The sequence below is a fragment of the Serratia sp. C2(1) genome (genome assembly GCF_036352655.1).
Taxonomy (GTDB): domain Bacteria; phylum Pseudomonadota; class Gammaproteobacteria; order Enterobacterales; family Enterobacteriaceae; genus Serratia; species Serratia inhibens.
This window is the reverse complement of sequence record NZ_JAZFBA010000001.1, coordinates 2,027,192-2,046,098: the sequence shown is the minus strand read 5'-3', so window position 1 is coordinate 2,046,098 and position 18,907 is coordinate 2,027,192. Positions and strand designations below refer to the sequence as shown.

Sequence of the window (18,907 nt, the reverse complement as noted above, 5' to 3'; positions counted from 1 at the left end):
CTGATTGAAGCGAAACTCAACAACATGTGGGTTTCAATACATTGATCTCAGAATGCTTAAATCTGCCCGTGTTGGTTTATTATTCTTCCCTGTGGATATTCTATTAAAGAAGGGAATCATGAAAAGAGTTCATTTGGGGTTTGGGATTTGCGCGCCGGCATTATCGCTGGTTATCGCTGGTTATCGCTGCGCTGTTGGTGACGGGGTGTGCGAAGACGAGATCTGCGGTTACACCCGTGCCGTCTGATCAGGGTGTTGATGCGCTTTTTACTCCCCTCGAAGGTAAAACAGCGCCTGAACCTGGGGCGGAGGCTAGCCAGTATGCCGCGCAGATACGATCCGCTATTCAAAGCCATTTTCAAGATGCCGGCTCATATGCCGGTAAACGATGTGCTTTAAGAATTATGCTGGCGCCGGATGGCATGCTTTTAGCTGTCCGAGCCGAAGAGGGTGACCCTGATCTTTGTCGCGCAGCGATAAAGGCGGCCGCAAAGGCCCGCTTTCCCAAACCGCCTTCACCAGCCGTTTATGAGGCCTTTAAACATCCCGTATTGGAATTCCGCCCCTGAGCACCTGAGTGCGAGGGGAAGCCGTGTCAACGCTATTTAGGTCGGGTCAATTTGAATAAAAACGGGAGCCTCTGGGCTCCCATTTTTTATGATCAACGACCTTATTTCATTTCTTTCAGTTTGGCGCGAGTGCTCCAAACGATTGCCGTCATGATGATGACGCCGACGAGTTGAGCCCACCGAGAACAGGCGAAGAATTGCTCACTTATTTCTTTGCTGAGGGCAATGCAGGTATAGACGGTGGCGAAGGTAAACCACGCTTTGATCCAGGCGGCGCTCATGGGACATCCTTTTCGAGAGATAAGGATGAAAATATCAACCCTTTTGCATTAACAATCAAGCCTCTCACAACACAGGTGCGAGGATAACATAAGGGTGTTCGGCGTAACGCGATGGCAAAAGTCGGGGGCCTGAACAGGCCCCCCGGAATTAATACAATCTCTGCTTCAACGCCGCTTAACCGGCATCAGGGTGATTCTTGCCTTCTTCGATAAAGGCCTCATCAATCTCATCGGTGGTCTCCTCGCTGTCGCGGCCGGAAAGGATATTCCAGCAGGCGATGAACAGTGCGGCGATCAACGGGCCGATAACAAAGCCATTGATGCCGTAAATCTCCATGCCGCCCAACGTGGAAATCAGGATGAGGTAATCCGGCATCTTGGTGTCTTTGCCGACCAGCAGCGGGCGCAGAATGTTGTCAACCAACCCGATAACCACCACGAAGAACCCGACCAGGAATGCCCCTTGCCACAGCATGCCGGTGGCGAAGAAATAGATGGCTGCCGGCACCCAGATAATGGCGGAACCTACGGCGGGGATAATGGACAGGAAGGCCATCAGCGCGCCCCACAACAAACTGCCATCGATGCCGGTGATGTAAAATGCCAGGCCGCCGAGGGCGCCTTGCACAATCGCCACCACCACGGTGCCTTTCACCGTAGCACGGGACACGGCGGCGAACTTCACGAACAAGTGGTGTTTAACGTGCTCGGACAGCGGCAGCGCTTCAAGCGCCAGGGTCACCAGATAGGGGCCGTCTTTCAGCAGGAAGAACAGCAGATAGAGCATGATGCCAAAGCCGACGGCAAAGTTGAACGTCCCTTTGCCGATCAGGAACACGCTGCCCGCCAGGAATTGCCCGCCCTTGAGTGCCACTTCGGAAAGCTGCTTTTGTATTTCCGCGGCGCTGTCGAGATTATGCTCCGCCAGAAAATGCCGTGCCCAGCCGGGTAAGTGCTGCATCACTTCGGCCAGCATGGCAGGCAGTTGGGTATTGTTGTTCTGCAGTTTTTGGTAGAGAACGTTGAATTCAAGCGCCAGCGACGAAGCGATGATTGCCAACGGGGTGAACACAATCAGGCAGATCACCAGCAAGGTTAACAATGAAACCAGGCCGTTGCGGTCGCCCAGGTATTGCTTAAGCTTGTTTTTCAACGGGTGGAAAATCACGGCCAATATGACGGCCCAGAGCACCGACGAATAGTAGGGACCCAATACGTCCAGAAAAGCGGCGGTTACGATGAAAAGGATCAGAATAAAGAATCCCTTTGAAATACCTTTAGACATCATATCAGTCCCTCTGATGATAGATTTTATAGGTGAATCCTTGTGCTCATCGACATTGACGAGCAGTGAAAAACAAACCATAGCATCACAATGACTTAACAGTTAGCGGATTGTTGGTGAGCGGAGATTCTATAGCCTGCAAACCGGCTTGCTCGTGGATTTATGTGTGAATTATAAATAAACCTTATTGATTGTGTTTCATTTTGTTAGTTCGCCTTGATGTGAAGGGGCAGGTTATCTACGTTTTAGGTGAACGTATTTTCACCTGAAACTGAGAGGCAGGCACATGACTGAGCATAAGCGACTTAGATTCATTGAGATAATGGTTGCGATCGCTTTTGGCGGTTTGGTGATTTACCTGATAGCCACAGGCACTTTGTCACTGACGGGGTTGGAGCACCATTGGCCATATCCATCAAGATAACTATAGTGATTTGCCAGGGTATGCTGAACAGGGCGGATAAAAAATAAAATTACGCTATTCAGAGGTTGCGTTCGGGCCAGGAAAAGACGGCGGAGCTCCATAAGTTAAACGCCGGCCGTTGAATCTCCCGCTCAGATCGGATGTCTTTCATCACGCCTGACCCTTCAGGCGCTTCATCATATAATATAAATGCTCAGCGGATCAGGCGAATAATTGCCAAAGCGCGTTGTCTGTCGGTAGCCGGCTTTTCGGTACAGGCTAATCGCCTCGGGTTGGTTAACGCCGGTTTCCAAATACAGTTCGCCATAACCCAGCGATTGCGCTTTTTGCTCGATAACCGCGATCAACCTATGGGCGATACCTTGCCCGCGCAAGCGGCCTTTTTTATTTGTCTTTACTGTCGGCTTGATAGTCGCAATGCCAACGCCACGCCCAGCGCGGCGGCGGCCAGTACCATTGCGGCGGAGGCGGACCAGCCGGCATTGGCGACGATGCTGCTTATCGCGATGGGGGCGATCACCTGGCCCAGATAATTGCCTTGCATTACCAACCCCAGGCACAGGGGGATGAGGGCCGGTTCCGGTGACGACATCGGCGTGGCGGCGAGAATGGTAGAAGGCAGCATGCCGCTGATGGCGGAAAATAAAAAACACAGCGGTATCAGCATATTCATCGGCGTTACCGAGAAGAAGATACCGCTGCCGGTCAGCCCCATGGCGATAAAGGTCCCGGTGAGCAGCGTTTTGGCGCTAATCCCACGCGACAACAACAAACCGGCGGAGAGATTGCCAATCATATTGACGGCTATGATCGCGGCACTGATGCTGCCCGTGCCGGCGAACGACAGCCCGAGGTGCTGCATCAAAAATAGAGGCAAAAAAGCCATTACCGCAAAGAACAGCAGGTTGTAGCTGGTGAATATCAGCGCCAACAGCCCAGGTTGTCGTGCACGCAACAGGCGAGACAACGCCTGGCGCAGGTCGATGCGTGAAGCCGCTGCGGAGCCGGTAGCCTCCCGGCGGGTAGTCAGCGGCAGCAGCAACGCCGCTAGCAGCGTCAGAGCGGCGCTCGCCAGCCAGCTCTGTTGCCAGCCGCCGAGGAGCGGGCCGAAAAACATCGAGAGGGCGATGCCCGCCGGCATAAAGGTGCTCCAGATGCCAAACACCAGATTACGTTTTTGCGGCTGAACCACGCGATTGAGAATCGCTGGGGCGGCGACCACGACGATGACGAAACCCAGGCCCTCAATAAACCGCGTGGCGATCAGTCCGTTGAAGTTATGCAGGCTGGCGCCGACAAAGCTGGCGGCGCTGATGGTCACCAGCCCAAGGCACAGCAAGCGGCGATCGCCCCAGCGACGGACCAAAATGCCGACGAGGATGCCGCTGAACACGCCAACGAAAGGGAAGGCCGAGATTACCCAGCTTAACGATTCCAGCGAGCGGCCGAACTCGCGTTGCAACTCCGGTAATGCAATCGTCGCTTTGCCCACCTGCAGGGCTGCCGCAATACCGGCGAACACTATGTTCAGGATCGCCGGCCACTGGGTGGCATTGGGTGCCGCATACTCGATGGCGTCGGATTTTGTCGATGTCATGATTCGCTCCGGGGGTCAAAATCAGACTATGCGTTACGGCGAAAATAGCAGCAGTTCAATTATGGCTTCACCTGCCCGAAAAACGTTCATTTCGAGCTTTTTACCGCGCTGTGCAACGACTCGAATCGCTATTCGCGCGCCCGATCACACAAATCCCCGGGCCGGGTTTCCTCCGTCATCGACGTCATGATAGTTTTTATCAAAATCATGATAAGGAAGAGTATGGCAGGCAAGAAAACCACCATGAGTGCCATCGCCCGGGAGGCTCGGGTCGGCATTGCTACGGTTGACCGGGTGATGAACCGGCGAGCCCCGGTACGGCCGGAAACGGAACGCAAAGTCATTGCGGCGGCGAAAAAACTGGGCTTTGCCCTCGAAAAGTCTCATCGGTTGTTCGAGGCGGCCGGGCAGTCGCCGGTGCGGCTCAAAATGGGCTTTATCCTGCTGCGCCGGGAACATTCTTTTTATGCGCAGTTAGCGGAAAGCCTGCTGGAACAGGCCGCGCCGTACTACGATCTGGCTCATCCGCCGCAGTTCATTTTTCATGATATCAGCGCGGTAGGCGATACCGCCGCCGCCATTACGCAACTCAGCCAGAGCGTGGACGTGATGGGGGTGGTGGCGCTGGATAACCCGATGATCCGTTATGCGGTCGAAGAAGCCAGCCGCGTGGGCGTGAAGGTGTTTACGCTGTTGTCGGATCTGTCGGTGCACAGCAGGGCCGGTTATGTTGGCCTGGATAATCAGCAGGCCGGCCGCACCGCTGCCTGGGCGGTAGAACGTATGTGTCGAAAACAGGGAGAAATTGGGGTTATCATCGGCGACAATCGCTTCCTGTGCCAGGAAACCTGCGAAATCAGTTTTCGCTCTTACCTGCGCGAACACCTGAGCGACCACCGGGTGCTGGAGCCGTTACGCAGCCATGAGCGGGCCGAGAGCGCCAGACAGGTGACCCTGAGCATGTTGGCGCAGCACCCTGAATTGGTGGCGTTGTACGCGCCCTGCGGCGGCGTGGAAGGGATTATCGCCGCGTTGCAGGAGAGCGGCAGGCAGCACGACGTGATGCTGGTTTGTCATGGCCCGGTGGAAAACGCGGAGATGGCGTTGCTCGACGGCACGCTGGATCTGATGTTGACGCACCGCCTTCATGAATTCGCCGCGTCGGTCATCAACACCTTTGTCGCCGCCGCCGGCGGCGAACACCCTGGTTTTATGCACGCGATTAACCGCTTTGATCTGATCACCAAAGAAAATATCTGATCGCCGGCCCCGCTGCGGGCCGTTTTCCCTGAATTGCCGCCTATACCTCACAGGTGACGGCCCGTCTGTGTTTGATAAAAAACCATCATTTTAACTATCAAATTTAACGCGATCACCATCAAAAAATGAAAATTTCATCATTGGATGTTTCGAAATATTTGTTTGATACTGGCGCTACATGCTGCTCAACACGGAACCAAGACGATGAATCTGCCGATTGCCAATGCCCCCTGCAGTTGGGGGGTGGACGACCCTAAAAATCCCTATCTTCCGCCTTACCGGAAAGTGCTGCAGGAGACGAGCGCCGCCGGCTACGGCAGCATAGAACTGGGGCCGTGGGGCTACCTGCCGATCGACGCCTTAGCCTTGAGCACTGAACTGGAACGGCACAGGCTTTCGCTGGTGGCCGGCACCATTTTTGATGACCTGGTCAGCGAACAAAACTTCAGCCATATCCTCGCGCTGACGCACAACATTTGCCGCAATTTGTCGCAGGCGCCTAAAGCGCGGGAAACGCAGGGCAGCGTTTTCTCCGCGCCGTATCTGGTGATTATCGATTTCGGCAATCCGCAGCGGGCCAAATTGGCCGGCCAGTATGCACAGGCGCCGCGCCTGAGCGATACGGATTGGAACCGGATGATCGGCCACATCAAAACGGTCAGCGAGATTGCCTGGCGGGAATATGGCGTCAGGCCGGTGATCCATCCGCATGCCGGTGGCTGTATCGAGTTCGCCGATGAAATCGACCGGCTGGCCGGCCAAATTCCGCATCACACCGCCGGGCTGTGCCTGGACACCGGCCACCTGTATTACTCCGGCATGGATCCGGTCGCCTGGCTCGACACCTATTTTACGCGCATCGATTATCTGCATTTCAAGGACGTTAACCCGAAAGTCTTCCGCGACGTGCTGGCGCGTGGGCTGGACTTCTTTACCGCCTGCGCGGAAGGGGTGATGTGTCCGTTGGGCCAGGGCGTCATTGACTACCCTGCGGTGCGGGCATTGCTGGCGGCACGCGGTTACCGGGGGTGGATCACCATTGAGCAGGAACGCGATCCGCGCAACGTGCAGGGCAGCCTGCAGGATGTGACGGACAGCCTTAACTATTTGCGAAAAGTCGGTTTTTAATCAGGAGAAAGGTGATGATCAACGGCATTAAACCTCTGGAACGATCCCTGCGCTGGGGCATGGTGGGTGGCGGCGGTACCAGCCAAATTGGCTATATCCATCGTTCCGCCGCGCTGCGCGACGGGACTTTCAGCCTGGTGGCAGGCGCATTTGATATTGACGCGCAACGCGGGCGCAGCTTCGGGCAAAGCCTCGGGGTGGCGGCGGAGCGCTGTTACCCGGATTACGCCACGCTCTTTCGCGAGGAAGCCGCGAGGTCCGACGGTATCGAGGCGGTTTCCATCGCCACGCCCAACAACACCCATTTTGCTATTTGCCAAGCGGCGCTGGAAGCGGGTCTGCACGTAGTGTGCGAAAAACCGTTGTGCTTTACCGCCGAAGAGGCGCAAACGCTGGTCGAGCTGTGTGAAAAACGGCAAAAAATTATCGGCGTCACCTACGGTTATTCCGGTCACCAGTTGATTTTGCAGGCCCGGCAGATGATTGCCGACGGCCTGTTGGGCGACATTCGCATTATCAACATGCAGTTCTCTCACGGTTTTCACGCCACGGCGGTGGAGCAGGAAAACCCCAGCACGCGCTGGCGGGTAGACCCGCGTTTTGTCGGCCCGAGCTATGTGCTGGGCGATCTGGCCACGCATCCGTTGTTCCTGGCGGAAACCATGGTGCCGCAATTGAAGGTCAAACGCCTGATGTGCAGCCGCCAGAGCTTTGTCAAAACCCGCGCGCCGTTGGAAGACAACGCCTATGTGCTGATGGAGTACGACAATGGCGCCGTTGGTTCGATGTGGTGCTCGGCGGTCAACAGCGGCTCGATGCACGGGCAGAAGGTACGCATCGTCGGCGAGAAGGCGAGCCTGGAATGGTGGGACGAACAGCCTAACCAAATGCGCTTTGAAGTACAGGGCGAGCCGGTGCGCATTCTGGAGCGGGGCATGCCTTACCTGGATCACGCCGCGTTGGCGGACGACAGGATTGGCGGCGGTCATCCCGAGGGGCTGTTTGAAGCCTGGTCAAATCTGTACCGCCGTTTCGCGCTGGCGATGGACGCCACCGATCGGCGGGACGAGGCTTTCCTGGCCGATTTCTGGTACCCCGACGTGCATGCCGGGGCGATGGGGGTGCGCTGGGTGGAAAACTGCGTGCGTTCCGCCGATGCCGGCGCCGGCTGGGTTGAGTTTCGCTAAAACCCCGCTGGCGGGGCGGGGCCTCGGCGAGATCATTATTGGAACTGCAGATAGACAACCTGCGTTTGCAGATACTCCTCCAGCCCGTGGCGGCCATCGGCGCCGCCAATGCCCGATTTGCGCCAGCCGGCGTGAAAACCCTGCATCGCCTCGAAGTTCTCCCTGTTGACGTAGGTTTCGCCGAATTTTAGCTGTTTGATCGCCATCATCGCCACGTTGAGATCACGGGTGAAAATCGACGAGGTGAGGCCATATTCGCTGTCGTTAGCCATGGCGATCGCCTGCTCCAGGCTGTCGAACACCGCCACCGGCAGTACCGGGCCGAAAATTTCCTCGTGCATGATGTCCATTTCCTGTTGAACGTCGCTCAGAATGGTCGGTGGGAAAAAGTAGCCGGTACGAGCCTCGCGTTTGCCGCCCATCACCAGTTTGGCCCCCTGGCTGACCGCTCGCGCCACTTTCTCCTCGACTCTCTGCAGCGCCTCGGCACTGATTAACGGCCCCATGTCCAGTCCGGTCTGTTGGTTCGGGTCACCGAAGGTCACCTGACGGAATGCCTCGGTTAGCCGCGTCATAAACTGCGGGTAAATGTCGCGCTGCACATAAACGCGCTCGACGCAGTTGCACACCTGGCCGCTGTTGATAATGCGCGAGCTGACGATGGCCTTGATCGCCAAATCGAGATCGGCATCCGCCATCACGATAGCCGGGGCTTTGCCGCCCAATTCCAGCGAGACTTTGGTGACGTTTTCCGCCGCGGCGCGCAGGGTGGCGACACCGGCGCCGACGCTACCGGTCAGGCTGACCATGCCCGTTTTCGGGTTGGCCGCCAGCGCCTGGCCTACCTCTGGCCCATAGCCGGTCACCAGGTTAAACACGCCTTTCGGCAGGCCGATCTCATGGGCTATCTCGGCAAACAGCAGCGCATTGCCCGGCGTCAATTCGCTGGGTTTGACGACGATGGTGTTGCCGGTCACCAGCGCCGGTGCGGCTTTGCGCGCTATCAGAAAGAACGGAAAGTTCCACGGCAAGATACCCGCAATCACGCCGATGGCTTTTTTGAACAGGAAGATATTTTCATTCGGGCGATCGCTCGGGATGATTTCGCCTTCGTAACGGCGCGCCCACTCCGCCATATAGTCGAGGTAATCGGCGGTGAACAGCACTTCAATCTGCGCCAGTTCGCGGGTTTTTCCGCCTTCGGCCACGATCAGCGAGGTTAGCTCCGGTTCCCGCCGGCGAACGCCGGCGGCCAGCCGATGCAGCCACTGGCCGCGCTGAACGGCGGGCAGCGCTTCCCATTCCGCCTGTGCGGCTTCGGCGGCGTCAATCGCCTGCCTGGCATCGTCTCCGCTGCCTTGCGGGATTTGCATGATGACTTGCTCGGTAGCGGGGTTGATGACGTCAATCCAACGCCCGTTGCGGTTGGCAACAAACTCACCGTTTATATACATCTGTTTCTGGTTAGGGGTCATGGCAGGGCTCCGCAAGGTTATTGTTAATGCCTTGTTATGGTAATGGCCTTCCCGTGTTAATCACCTTTGCGCCATTGCCACCGTTGGCGCCGCAATGGCAGCCACGCAACGGTGGCCGCCACGCCGCGTTCTCCCGGCACGGCGCGGCGATGAATTTGTGATCCCGGTCGGTGCCACCCCTTGTTTTTTGCCAGCTTCCACCAGAACTGGCAGCCAGGCTAAGGTTGCGCGCCGGGCAATATTTATAGACTCCTTCGTGCCTGTTTATTGTCCACATCACTTGCAACGAAGGAATAAATAACAATGAATAACGCTGTCATGTTGGGGATTTTGTGGCATCTGGTGGGGGCCGCCAGCGCTGCCTGCTTCTATGCCCCGTTCAAAAAAGTCCACCGCTGGTCGTGGGAAACCATGTGGTCGATCGGTGGCCTGATGTCGTGGCTGATCCTGCCCTGGGCGGTGAGCTACGTGCTGTTGCCGGATTTTTGGCGCTATTATGCGGCCTTTGGCCTGTCGACGCTGCTGCCGGTGTTTTTGTTCGGCGCCATGTGGGGCATCGGCAATGTGAACTATGGCCTGACCATGCGCTATCTGGGCATGTCGATGGGCATCGGTATCGCCATCGGCATTACGCTGGTGGTGGGAACCCTGATGACGCCATTGTTGCAGGGGCGCTTTGTGGCGCTGTTCAGCTCCGCCGGCGGCCAGATGACGCTGCTGGGGGTGGCGATTGCCCTGGTCGGCGTGGCGATCGTCTCCTGGGCCGGCGTGCTGAAAGAGCGGGCGATGGGGATCTGCGCCGAAGAATTCAACCTGCGCAAAGGGTTGCTGCTGGCGGTGATGTGCGGGATCTTCTCCGCCGGCATGTCGTTCGCCATGGATGCCGCCAAGCCTATGCACCAGGCTGCGGCAGATTTGGGGATCAATCCGCTGTACGTGGCACTGCCGAGTTACGTGGTGATCATGGGCGGTGGAGCGGTAATCAACCTTGGGTACTGTTTTATCCGGCTGGCGGCAAAAGCGGACTTGTCGATCAAGGCCGATTTCTCGCAGGCCCGCTCGCTGCTGGTGGCCAACGTGCTGTTCTCGCTGCTGGGCGGCACCCTGTGGTATCTGCAATTCTTCTTCTATGCCTGGGGCCACGCCAACATACCGGTGCAGTATGATTTTATCAGCTGGATGCTGCACATGAGTTTCTACGTGCTGTGCGGCGGCCTGGTTGGGCTGTTGCTCAACGAGTGGAAAAATGCCGGCCGCCGACCGGTCCGGGTGCTTTGCATCGGCTGCCTGACGATCATTGTGGCCGCCAATGTGGTCGGCCTGGGAATGGCGGGATGATCAGCGTTTTAGCGCAAAAGCGGGGCGTTCGGCGCGTTCAAAGCGCTGGCGCCATGCGCTCGGCGTGACGCCGGTTTCGCGGGTGAATACCACGGAGAAATAGTTGCTGTCGTCAAAGCCGCAGCGGGCGGCCACTTCACCGATCAGTTCGTCGCCGCAGCGCAGCAGGTACTTTGCCCGGCACAGCTGTAACTGGCGCAGATAATGGCCGATGGTCATGCCGGTCTGCTGGCGGAACAGCTGTTTCAGACTGCGCTCCGCCAGTTGATGGTGCAGGCAGAATGCGGCCAGATCAAAACGGGCGCCGCTGTCGCCCTGCAGCGCCGACATCAGCAAATCCAGCTGTTCGCCATCCGGCAAGCGGTTATCCTGCCCGGCGGCATAGCGATGGCGGCGCAGGATCAACACCAATTGCAGGAACAGCGCCTCGGTAAGCTGTATCGACAGCAGGTCGGTTTTACGGCTTTCCAGCGCCAACTGTTGGATCACCCCACGCGCCAGCGCCATGCCGCGAGTGGTCAGACGCCAGTGGGACTGGCGTTGCGCGTTGTCCGGCGGCAGCAGTTCCGCCCAGCCGATCGCCAGTTGGAAACGCTCCGGGCAGTAGAGAATATTATCCAGCACCAGATCGTTGACGGACTCGTAGCTGTGGCAATCGTGGTCGCGGATGTAAAACATGTCGCCGCAGGTGACTCGCCAGGGCTGATCGTTCAGCACGTGCATGCCGTTACCGCGCCACACCAGCACGATCTCGCTAAATTCATGGGTATGCGGCGGAAATGACGGCTGCGGCGCGCGATCGGCCACCGCCACCGGCATCAACGGCGACGGCAGATAATCCTCTTTGGCCAGCAGGAGTGGGGTTTTCACCAGGGCACCTCAGGTTCAGAAATCGTTCTGCCTCAGAGTACGGGGTGAATAGCCGAACTCGCGTTTGAAAAGTGTGGAAAAGTGATTGCTGTCACCAAATCCGCATTGATAGGCAATGTCGGTGATGCGCGCCTCGTCGTGCCGCAGCATCTGCCGCGCCTGGAGCAGCCGCAGCCGGTTGAGGTAACGCTGCGGGGTGTTGCCGGTCTGTTTTTTCATTTGGCGGTGCAGCGTGCGCAACGAGAGGGAAAAACGCTCGGCCAGCTCGTCCCAGTTGATCTCGTCGCTGTAGTGTTCCGCCAGCCAGTCCAACAGCCGGCGCAGGCGGCCTTCCTGATCGTCGATGGCGGCCGCTGCGCATCCTCGCCGCAGCAACACCAACAGCTGCATAAACAACAGTTCCTGCTCCGCCAAATGCTCGAGGCTGAACGCTTGGGGCGTCTGTTCCAGCCGCTGAATAATCACCTGAACCTGCGTCAGCAGCTTATTGCCGATGCGCCAGTGCGGCAGCGGCTGATCCTCCTGCGCCGCCGGCAGCAGCTGTTCCAGCCCGGACAGAAAACGAAAGGCGTTGGGGCCGCGGTAAAGCACGTTGGTCAGGTGAAGATTATCGGTCTGCTCATAAAGATGGCGGTCGCAGTCGCGGATAAAACACACGCAGCCGCTGCACAGCGTTTGCGGCTGGCCATTCAACACGTGGGTGCCGGCACCTTGTTCCACAATCACAATCTCGTGGAAATCATGGTGGTGTTCAGGGAAAGTCAGTTGTGGCACTCGTGGCTCAATGGCGACCGGATACTGGCTTGAAGCGAAGAAATCACTGCCGTGCAGAATAGCCATCTGTTGATCTCCGTTAACGAATCCGTAACAGATACTAAATGAGGCTGCCGATGGTCGCCTTTAAATTGCGACGCAAAAATGCCGTGCAGTGCGTTCATTTTTCAAGAATGGCAGGGGAAAAGGCCAAAGTGAGCGCAGCGTCACAGGCGGCGGCCAGGACGGTAAAAAGGCGAAGTGTGAACTGCGTCACGTTAATCTTTGCGGTATTGCCAGCGCCGCAGGCTGGCTGGCAGTGGCGACAAGGTGCGGTTCGCGCAGGGTTTTAGACTGATGTCATCGATTCATCAGGAAGCCACGTCATGACCTTTCGCAATATCGTCTCTGTCGATCTCGGCGCCTCCAGCGGCCGCGTCATGCTGGGTTGCTACCGGCCTGACGAGCGGCAAATCACTCTGCATGAAGTCACCCGCTTCAGCAACAGGCTGACTCCGATCGACGGCCATGACTGCTGGGACATCGAAGCGCTGGAGCGGGCGATACGCCAGGGGCTGCGGCAGTTGGATGAACAGGGCATTACGCCGGACAGCATCGGCATTGATGCCTGGGGTGTGGATTATCTGCTGTTGGACGCCGAAGGGCGACGCGTCGGCCTGCCGGTCGCCTATCGCGATGGCCGCACTCATGGCCTGATGCAACAGGCGCAGCGCGAGATCGGCGCCGGCCGGTTGTACCAGCGTACCGGCATCCAATTTTTGCCTTTCAACACCCTTTACCAGTTGCGCGCTTTTAGCCGGCGTCATCCGGAGCTGGTGCCGCATGTCGCCCATGCTTTATTGATCCCGGACTACCTGCATTATCGGCTCACCGGGCAATTGAACTGGGAATACACCAACGCCACCACGACCCAGTTGCTGAATATTCACAGCGGCGAGTGGGATGAGGAACTGCTGGCCTGGGCCGGGGCGAAAGCGGCCTGGTTTGGCCGCCCGACGGCACCGGGCAACACCGTGGGCCATTGGCGGACGGCGCGCGGCGCGCGGGTGCCGGTGATTGCGGTGGCCACTCACGATACCGCCAGCGCGGTGCTGGCAACGCCGCTGCAGGATGAGCACGCGGCTTACCTCAGCTCCGGCACCTGGTCATTGATGGGCTTTGAGAGCCGCCAACCATACACCGATGCTGCGGCGCTGGCGGCCAACGTGACCAACGAAGGCGGTGCGGAAGGGGGTTATCGGGTATTGAAAAACATCATGGGGCTGTGGCTGTTGCAACGGGTATGCGACGAACTGAACATTGCCGACCTGTGCCGGCTGATCGAGGACGCGGCGGCGCAGCCGGGCTGCCGTTCGCTGATCCATCCCAATGCCCCGCGCTTTATCAATCCGCCGGGCATGGTGCGCGAAATTCAGGACGCCTGCATCGAACAGGGCATGCCGGCGCCGCAAACGCCCGCCGCGCTGGCACGCTGCATTTTCGACAGCCTGGCGCTGCTGTACCGCCAGGTGTTGGGCGAATTGCAAAGCTTGCGCGGGCAGCCCTTCAGCCGGTTGCATATCGTGGGCGGCGGCAGTCAGAACCCTTTGCTTAACCAGCTGTGCGCAGATGCCTGCGGTATCCCGCTGTCGGCCGGGCCGACAGAGGCCTCGACGCTGGGCAATATCGGCAGTCAACTGATCGCGCTGGGGGAGGTGGCGGACGTGACAACCTTCCGGCGAGTCCTGGCCGCTAACTTTCCTCAACAGATTTTTTCACCGCAGCCCGCCGGCCCCCTGGCGGCAGGTTGGCTGCGGTTTCAAACGCTGACTCCCTCGACCAAGGAACTTTGCTTATGACCCGACTAATTGAACAGGCGTTCGCGCTCGCCAGACAGCGCTTTGAGGACGTCGGTATCGACGTTGAGCAGGCGCTGGCTCGGTTGGACCGCATCCCCATCTCCATGCATTGTTGGCAGGGCGACGACGTGCGCGGTTTTGAAAACCCGCAGGGGGCGCTGACCGGCGGCATTCAGGCCACCGGCAACTACCCCGGCAGGGCAACCACCGCCAACCAGTTGCGCGCCGATCTGGAGCGGGCGATATCCCTGATCCCGGGGCCGAAGCGGGTGAATCTGCATGCGATCTATCTCGAGAGCGAGACCCCGGTGGAACGCAACGCGATTGAACCGACGCATTTTCGCCATTGGGTGGCGTGGGCCAAAACCCACCGCCTGGGGCTGGATTTCAATCCAAGCTGTTTTTCGCACCCGCTGAGCAGCGACGGGTTCACCCTGGCGCACGCCAATCCGGCCATCCGCCGTTTCTGGATTGAGCACTGTCAGGCCAGCCGTCGGGTTTCAGCCTATTTCGGCGAGCAGTTAGGCACGCCGTCGGTGATGAATATCTGGGTGCCGGACGGCATGAAAGATCTCACCGTCGATCGCCTGGCGCCGCGCCAGCGCCTGTTGAGTGCGCTGGATGAGGTGATAAGCCAACCGCTGGATCCCCGTCATCACATTGACGCGGTGGAAAGCAAACTGTTCGGCATTGGCGCGGAAAGCTACACCGTGGGATCCAATGAGTTTTACATGGGCTACGCCACCAGTCGTCAGGTGGCGCTGACGCTGGATGCCGGCCATTTCCACCCGACCGAAGTGATTTCCGACAAAATCTCCACCGCCATGCTGTTCGTGCCGCGCCTGTTGTTGCACGTCAGCCGCCCGGTGCGCTGGGACAGCGACCACGTGGTGCTGCTGGATGACGAAACCCAGGCCATCGCCCATGAGATTGTGCGCCACAACCTGCTGGACAAGGTGCATATCGGCCTCGACTTCTTCGATGCCTCGATCAACCGCATCGCCGCCTGGGTGATCGGCACGCGCAATGCCCGCAAGGCGCTGTTGCGCGCGTTGCTGGAGCCGATAGAGCTGCTGCGCCGGCTGGAAAACGACGGTGACTACACCGCGCGGCTGGCGATGCTGGAAGAACAAAAATCGCTGCCGTGGCAGGCGGTTTGGGAGGCTTATTGCCTGCGCCACGACGTGCCCGCCGATGCCGGTTGGCTGGGCGAAGTCCGCCAGTACGAAAAACAGATCCTCAATCAACGTTAAGGGCGTCGTATGCAACAACTTCTTACTTCATGGTTTGTTCAGGGCATGGTGAAAGCCACCTCGGATATGTGGCTCAAGGGCTGGGACGAACGCAACGGCGGCAACGTCAGCCTGCGTTTGCTGGACGAAGAGGTGCAACCCTATGCCGCCGATTTTTATCCTCAGCCGCGCCGGGTCGAACTGAGCCGACCGGCGGTTGAGCTGGCCAACTGCTGGTTCCTGGTGACCGGCTCGGGCAAGTTTTTCCGCAATGTGCAGCTTGACCCCGCCGACAGCCTGGTGCTGCTGCGGGTCAGCGAAGACGGCCACGCCTACAGCATTCACTGGGGGCTGACCAACGGCGGCGTGCCGACCTCGGAACTGGCGTCGCATTTTCAGTCGCACTGCGTGCGCAAAACGCTGACCGACGGGCGTGACCGGGTGATTATGCACTGCCACGCCACCCACTTGATTGCCCTGAGCTATGTGCTGGAACTGGATGCGGCGAGCTTCACTCGCCTGCTGTGGGAAGGCAGCACCGAGTGCCTGGTGGTGTTCCCGGACGGTGTCGGCATCGTGCCCTGGATGGTGCCGGGCACTGACGGCATCGGTGAGCAAACCTCAAGGCAGATGCGTTCGCATTCGCTGGTACTGTGGCCATTCCACGGCATTTTTGCCGCCGGCCCTTCCCTGGACGACGCCTTCGGCCTGATCGATACGGCAGAAAAATCGGCGCAGGTGCTGGTGAAGGTGCTGTCGATGAATGGCATGAAGCAGACCATCAGCAAAACGCAGTTGATCGCCCTCGGCGAACGTTTCGAGGTGAAACCCTGGGCGGCGGCGCTTAACGTGGAGCGTGAGTTATGATCCGCAAGGCGTTTGTGATGCAGGTCTATCCGCATGCTCATGAGGAGTATCAGCGCCGCCATGCGCCGATCTGGCCGGAGCTGGCGCAAACGCTGAAACAGCATGGGGCGCATCACTACAGCATCTTTCTGGATGCCGGGCGCAGCCTGTTGTTCGCGGTAGTCGAGATTGACTCTGAGGCGCGCTGGCAGGCGCTGGCCGGCACCGACGTGTGCCAACGCTGGTGGATGTCGATGCGTGATTTAATGCCGAGCCATGCCGACAATAGCCCGGTGAGCGAAGCGCTGAAACCGGTGTTTTATTTGGCGTAGCGGACAAAATACCAGGGCGGGATATTTCCCGCCTTGTTGCCATTCAGGCACTGGCACCGTCAAACGGGTGGATTTTCAACCCATCCAGCGCCACAGCAGGTACGCAACGCAGATTGATGGCGCACATCGCCGCGCCGTCCGGGCCCTTGGCGTAGGCAAAAGTCTCGGTACCGCAGGTTTGGCAGAACTGATGCTGAATAATGTGTTTGTTGAAGGTATAGCCGCGCAGCAAGTCTTCACCGCTGTTCAGCTCGAAGGTATCGACAGGGAAGAATGCCAGCAGCATGCCTTTGCGGCGGCAAATGGAGCAGTTACAGCTTAAGGCTTCGTGGGGCAGTTCGGCCTTCACCGTAAAGGTGACGGCGCCGCAGTGACAGCTTCCTTGAAATGGCATAGGGGCTCACCTGCTGAAAACGTCGGTTCGTCCCATTATAGTTCACTTTTTCGCCGCTCAGGCTTCTGTGGGACGACGCAGTGATCTGCCTCATTAGAGAACCGGGGAAAAGGCTGGTAGGGTAGAGATTGGCCCAATCACAAGGAGAGAACGATGTTAGAGCAATACTACCCGGCGACGATGAGTTCCAAACCTGTCACGGACGAACAGCATAAAAGGTTGGTGGCGGTGCAGGCGGCGCTGGAGTTGATTAAGGCCACGTTGTCCGATACCAACGACGGTAACGGCGTGGATTTTCAGTTGAAAGCCGCGGAAAAGCACATTGGCCCCATGGCGGATGCCATTCAGGAAGCATTGAAGTAAGTTCCTGCGCCCCATCATCAACCGCCCCTGTGGGCGGTTTTTTGCATTTTGTCCGACATATTCGGATTGTTTGTCATAGAGCGAAGCGGGAAAAGTTGTAAAATCGACCTCAGGATTATCTTAGGAAAGTGCGTGAGGAGAACGTTGATGAAGGATGTGCATATCGCATTGTCGGGCAGCTGTGTGCGGCTGGCTTACCCGGGAGAGGACGTGCTGGATTTTCCCGACAGGCTGTCGTTTGGGCCGCTGTATGCGCTCGACGACGATAGCGCGCTGCAGGCCAGAACCCGCTGGTTTCGCGATCTGTACCAATCCGTTCACGCACCCGAGTGGAACACCTCCGAAGAGTGCCTGGCGAGCATGACGACGTTAAAAGCGCAGCTTGCCGCCGTCACCGGGCAAGTGACCCTGTGGGTTGGCGATAACGCCGATGAACAGCTGATGCTGCGTGCGTTGCTGCCGCTGCTTGGCGAGCGCCCGCTCTTTGTCGTCAGCGTCACCGAACACACCGGGCGACCGAGCACCCACTGGTGCCCGGCGGAGATGCTGGAACCGCTGTGGATCCGGCGGCGTGAACTGACGTCGGAAGAGAAAGCGGCCCTCACCGCCGACTGGCGTCGCCTGCTGGCAGAGAATGCCCCGGTGCGGATCTTCGCGGAAAACGCGGTGCAGGGGCAGGCGCAGGATTTTTACGACCGTCAGCTGCTGGATGCCTGCCCCGCAGATTACACCCAGGGTTCGCGGGTGGTGGGCGAAGCTATGGCGAATTCGCCCTATCCGGTGGGGGATACCTTTCTTAATTTCCGGTTGTACGCCTTGATTGCCCAGGGCGCATTGCAGGCTCAGAGCGCCGGGATGAACATGAACCGTATCAAGGTCAGGCAGGCATAAACGCCCTTACAGCGCATGATCGCTCTTTTTGTGCCTCTCGGCGGGAAAATATACCAAAGCGGTTTTTTTTGTGCCTTCCGGCGGAGAAAATACGCCAAAGCGGTTTTCTCGCCCGAGAGGATCGGCTTATAATGCGCCACTGACTGTATAAATAAACAGGTGGGTTGCATGGCGCTGGTTTTGGATGGTGAAAAAATTGCTCGTAACCGGTTTACCGGTGAGAAGATTGAAAACGGCATTTTTCGCAACTGTGATTTCTCTGGGGCTGATCTGACCGGCACCGAGTTTATCGGCTGCCAGTTTTATGATCGCGAGAGCCGGCAAGGCGGCAATTTCAGCCGTGCGCTATTGAAAGACGCCGGCTTCAAAAGCTGCGATTTATCGATGGCGGACTTCAGAAATGCCAGCGCGCTGGGCATTGAAATCCGCGAGTGTCGCGCCCAGGGTGCCGATTTTCGCGGTGCCAGTTTTATGAACATGATCACCCCGCGTACCTGGTTCTGCAGTGCTTACATCACCAAAACCAACCTCAGCTACGCCAACTTTTCGAAAGTGGTGCTGGAGAAGTGCGAGCTGTGGGAAAACCGCTGGAATGGGGCGCAGATCCTCGGCGCGACCTTTAGCGGCTCCGATCTCTCCGGGGGCGAATTTTCTTCGTTCGACTGGCGTGCCGCCAACTTTACCCATTGCGACCTGACCAATTCCGAATTGGGCGAGCTGGACGTGCGTGGTATCGATTTGCAAGGGGTCAAGCTGGACAGTTATCAGGCGTTCCAAATCATGGAACGGCTGGGCATCGCGATTATCGGTTAAGCCTTTGTCG

General features: G+C 58.2%; 20 protein-coding genes and 1 pseudogene. 13 read left to right on the top strand and 8 right to left on the bottom strand.

All coding sequences use genetic code 11. The features are described 5' to 3' along the window. Positions 1-118: 118 nt before the first annotated feature. Both V2S86_RS09545 and tolA read left to right on the top strand, forming a co-directional pair. Positions 119-247 carry a hypothetical protein gene (locus tag V2S86_RS09545; protein WP_330763212.1) on the top strand — a complete coding sequence of 43 codons (129 nt, stop codon included), beginning with the start codon at positions 119-121 and terminating at the stop codon, positions 245-247. A gap of 55 nt (positions 248-302) precedes the next feature. Next, positions 303-569 (top strand): annotated as a pseudogene (gene tolA, locus V2S86_RS09540) (cell envelope integrity protein TolA); the annotation flags it as partial. Positions 570-670: 101 nt separating this feature from the next. Here the strand turns inward: tolA and V2S86_RS09535 are convergent. The 4 genes from V2S86_RS09535 to V2S86_RS09520 form a co-directional block, all read right to left on the bottom strand. Continuing rightward, the gene (locus V2S86_RS09535; protein WP_330762216.1) at positions 671-850 is read right to left on the bottom strand and encodes a hypothetical protein; all 180 of its coding nucleotides are present in this window, start codon (positions 848-850) and stop codon (positions 671-673) included. Positions 851-1,025: 175 nt separating this feature from the next. Next, on the bottom strand, positions 1,026-2,138 hold the full coding sequence (locus V2S86_RS09530; RefSeq protein ID WP_330762215.1) for an AI-2E family transporter: 1,113 nt from the start codon (positions 2,136-2,138) through the stop codon (positions 1,026-1,028). Between the two features lie 597 nt (positions 2,139-2,735). Further along, positions 2,736-2,906, bottom strand: a complete 171-nt coding sequence (locus V2S86_RS09525; protein WP_330763183.1) for a GNAT family N-acetyltransferase — start codon at positions 2,904-2,906, stop codon at positions 2,736-2,738. A 47-nt stretch (positions 2,907-2,953) separates the two neighbouring features. Continuing rightward, a complete protein-coding gene (locus V2S86_RS09520; protein WP_330762214.1) occupies positions 2,954-4,156 on the bottom strand; it encodes an MFS transporter in 1,203 nt (400 codons plus the stop codon). Between the two features lie 222 nt (positions 4,157-4,378). Between V2S86_RS09520 and V2S86_RS09515 the strand changes: the two genes are divergently transcribed. The 3 genes from V2S86_RS09515 (at position 4,379) to V2S86_RS09505 (ending at position 7,731) form a co-directional block, all read left to right on the top strand. Continuing rightward, entirely contained in the window at positions 4,379-5,416 is a 1,038-nt protein-coding gene (locus V2S86_RS09515) for a LacI family DNA-binding transcriptional regulator (RefSeq protein ID WP_330762212.1), read from the top strand. 204 nt (positions 5,417-5,620) lie between these two features. Continuing rightward, positions 5,621-6,544 (top strand): TIM barrel protein, encoded by a 924-nt coding sequence (locus V2S86_RS09510; RefSeq protein ID WP_330762211.1) that lies wholly within the window; start codon positions 5,621-5,623, stop codon positions 6,542-6,544. A 14-nt stretch (positions 6,545-6,558) separates the two neighbouring features. Then, positions 6,559-7,731 carry a Gfo/Idh/MocA family protein gene (locus V2S86_RS09505; protein ID WP_330762210.1) on the top strand — a complete coding sequence of 391 codons (1,173 nt, stop codon included), beginning with the start codon at positions 6,559-6,561 and terminating at the stop codon, positions 7,729-7,731. A 35-nt stretch (positions 7,732-7,766) separates the two neighbouring features. On the opposite strand, the gene aldA is transcribed toward V2S86_RS09505, so the two are convergent. After that, complete coding sequence (gene aldA / locus V2S86_RS09500) at positions 7,767-9,206, bottom strand: aldehyde dehydrogenase (RefSeq protein ID WP_330762209.1); 1,440 nt, start codon at positions 9,204-9,206, stop codon at positions 7,767-7,769. 303 nt (positions 9,207-9,509) lie between these two features. Here aldA and rhaT point away from each other — a divergent pair, with 303 nt between their 5' ends. Further along, a complete protein-coding gene (gene rhaT / locus V2S86_RS09495; protein ID WP_330762208.1) occupies positions 9,510-10,544 on the top strand; it encodes an L-rhamnose/proton symporter RhaT in 1,035 nt (344 codons plus the stop codon). Here rhaT and rhaR read toward each other — a convergent pair whose 3' ends face one another. Beyond that, positions 10,545-11,414, bottom strand: coding sequence for an HTH-type transcriptional activator RhaR (rhaR, locus tag V2S86_RS09490; protein ID WP_330762207.1), 870 nt, complete (start codon positions 11,412-11,414; stop codon positions 10,545-10,547). Between the two features lie 15 nt (positions 11,415-11,429). Beyond that, entirely contained in the window at positions 11,430-12,254 is an 825-nt protein-coding gene (rhaS, locus tag V2S86_RS09485; protein WP_330762206.1) for an HTH-type transcriptional activator RhaS, read from the bottom strand. A 299-nt stretch (positions 12,255-12,553) separates the two neighbouring features. Here rhaS and rhaB point away from each other — a divergent pair, with 299 nt between their 5' ends. The 4 genes from rhaB to rhaM are packed head-to-tail and all read left to right on the top strand — an operon-like array spanning position 12,554 to position 16,436. Beyond that, positions 12,554-14,026: a rhamnulokinase gene (gene rhaB, locus V2S86_RS09480; RefSeq protein ID WP_330762205.1), complete on the top strand. Its 1,473-nt coding sequence runs from the start codon at positions 12,554-12,556 to the stop codon at positions 14,024-14,026. Continuing rightward, positions 14,023-15,279: an L-rhamnose isomerase gene (locus tag V2S86_RS09475; RefSeq protein ID WP_330762204.1), complete on the top strand. Its 1,257-nt coding sequence runs from the start codon at positions 14,023-14,025 to the stop codon at positions 15,277-15,279. Before rhaB ends, V2S86_RS09475 begins: the two co-directional genes overlap by 4 nt. A 9-nt stretch (positions 15,280-15,288) precedes the next feature. Continuing rightward, positions 15,289-16,125 (top strand): rhamnulose-1-phosphate aldolase, encoded by an 837-nt coding sequence (rhaD, locus tag V2S86_RS09470; RefSeq protein ID WP_330762203.1) that lies wholly within the window; start codon positions 15,289-15,291, stop codon positions 16,123-16,125. After that, complete coding sequence (gene rhaM, locus V2S86_RS09465; protein WP_330762202.1) at positions 16,122-16,436, top strand: L-rhamnose mutarotase; 315 nt, start codon at positions 16,122-16,124, stop codon at positions 16,434-16,436. The genes rhaD and rhaM overlap by 4 nt, the downstream gene beginning before the upstream one ends. 43 nt (positions 16,437-16,479) lie before the next feature. Here rhaM and V2S86_RS09460 read toward each other — a convergent pair whose 3' ends face one another. Next, the gene (locus V2S86_RS09460; RefSeq protein ID WP_330762201.1) at positions 16,480-16,830 is read right to left on the bottom strand and encodes a GFA family protein; all 351 of its coding nucleotides are present in this window, start codon (positions 16,828-16,830) and stop codon (positions 16,480-16,482) included. Between the two features lie 153 nt (positions 16,831-16,983). Here V2S86_RS09460 and V2S86_RS09455 point away from each other — a divergent pair, with 153 nt between their 5' ends. From V2S86_RS09455 to V2S86_RS09445, 3 genes are all read left to right on the top strand, one after another. Continuing rightward, on the top strand, positions 16,984-17,193 hold the full coding sequence (locus V2S86_RS09455) for a hypothetical protein (RefSeq protein ID WP_004943339.1): 210 nt from the start codon (positions 16,984-16,986) through the stop codon (positions 17,191-17,193). Between the two features lie 147 nt (positions 17,194-17,340). Next, positions 17,341-18,084 carry a DUF3658 domain-containing protein gene (locus tag V2S86_RS09450; protein ID WP_330762200.1) on the top strand — a complete coding sequence of 248 codons (744 nt, stop codon included), beginning with the start codon at positions 17,341-17,343 and terminating at the stop codon, positions 18,082-18,084. 168 nt (positions 18,085-18,252) lie between these two features. Then, positions 18,253-18,897 (top strand): Qnr family pentapeptide repeat protein, encoded by a 645-nt coding sequence (locus V2S86_RS09445; RefSeq protein WP_330762199.1) that lies wholly within the window; start codon positions 18,253-18,255, stop codon positions 18,895-18,897. Positions 18,898-18,907: the final 10 nt, after the last annotated feature.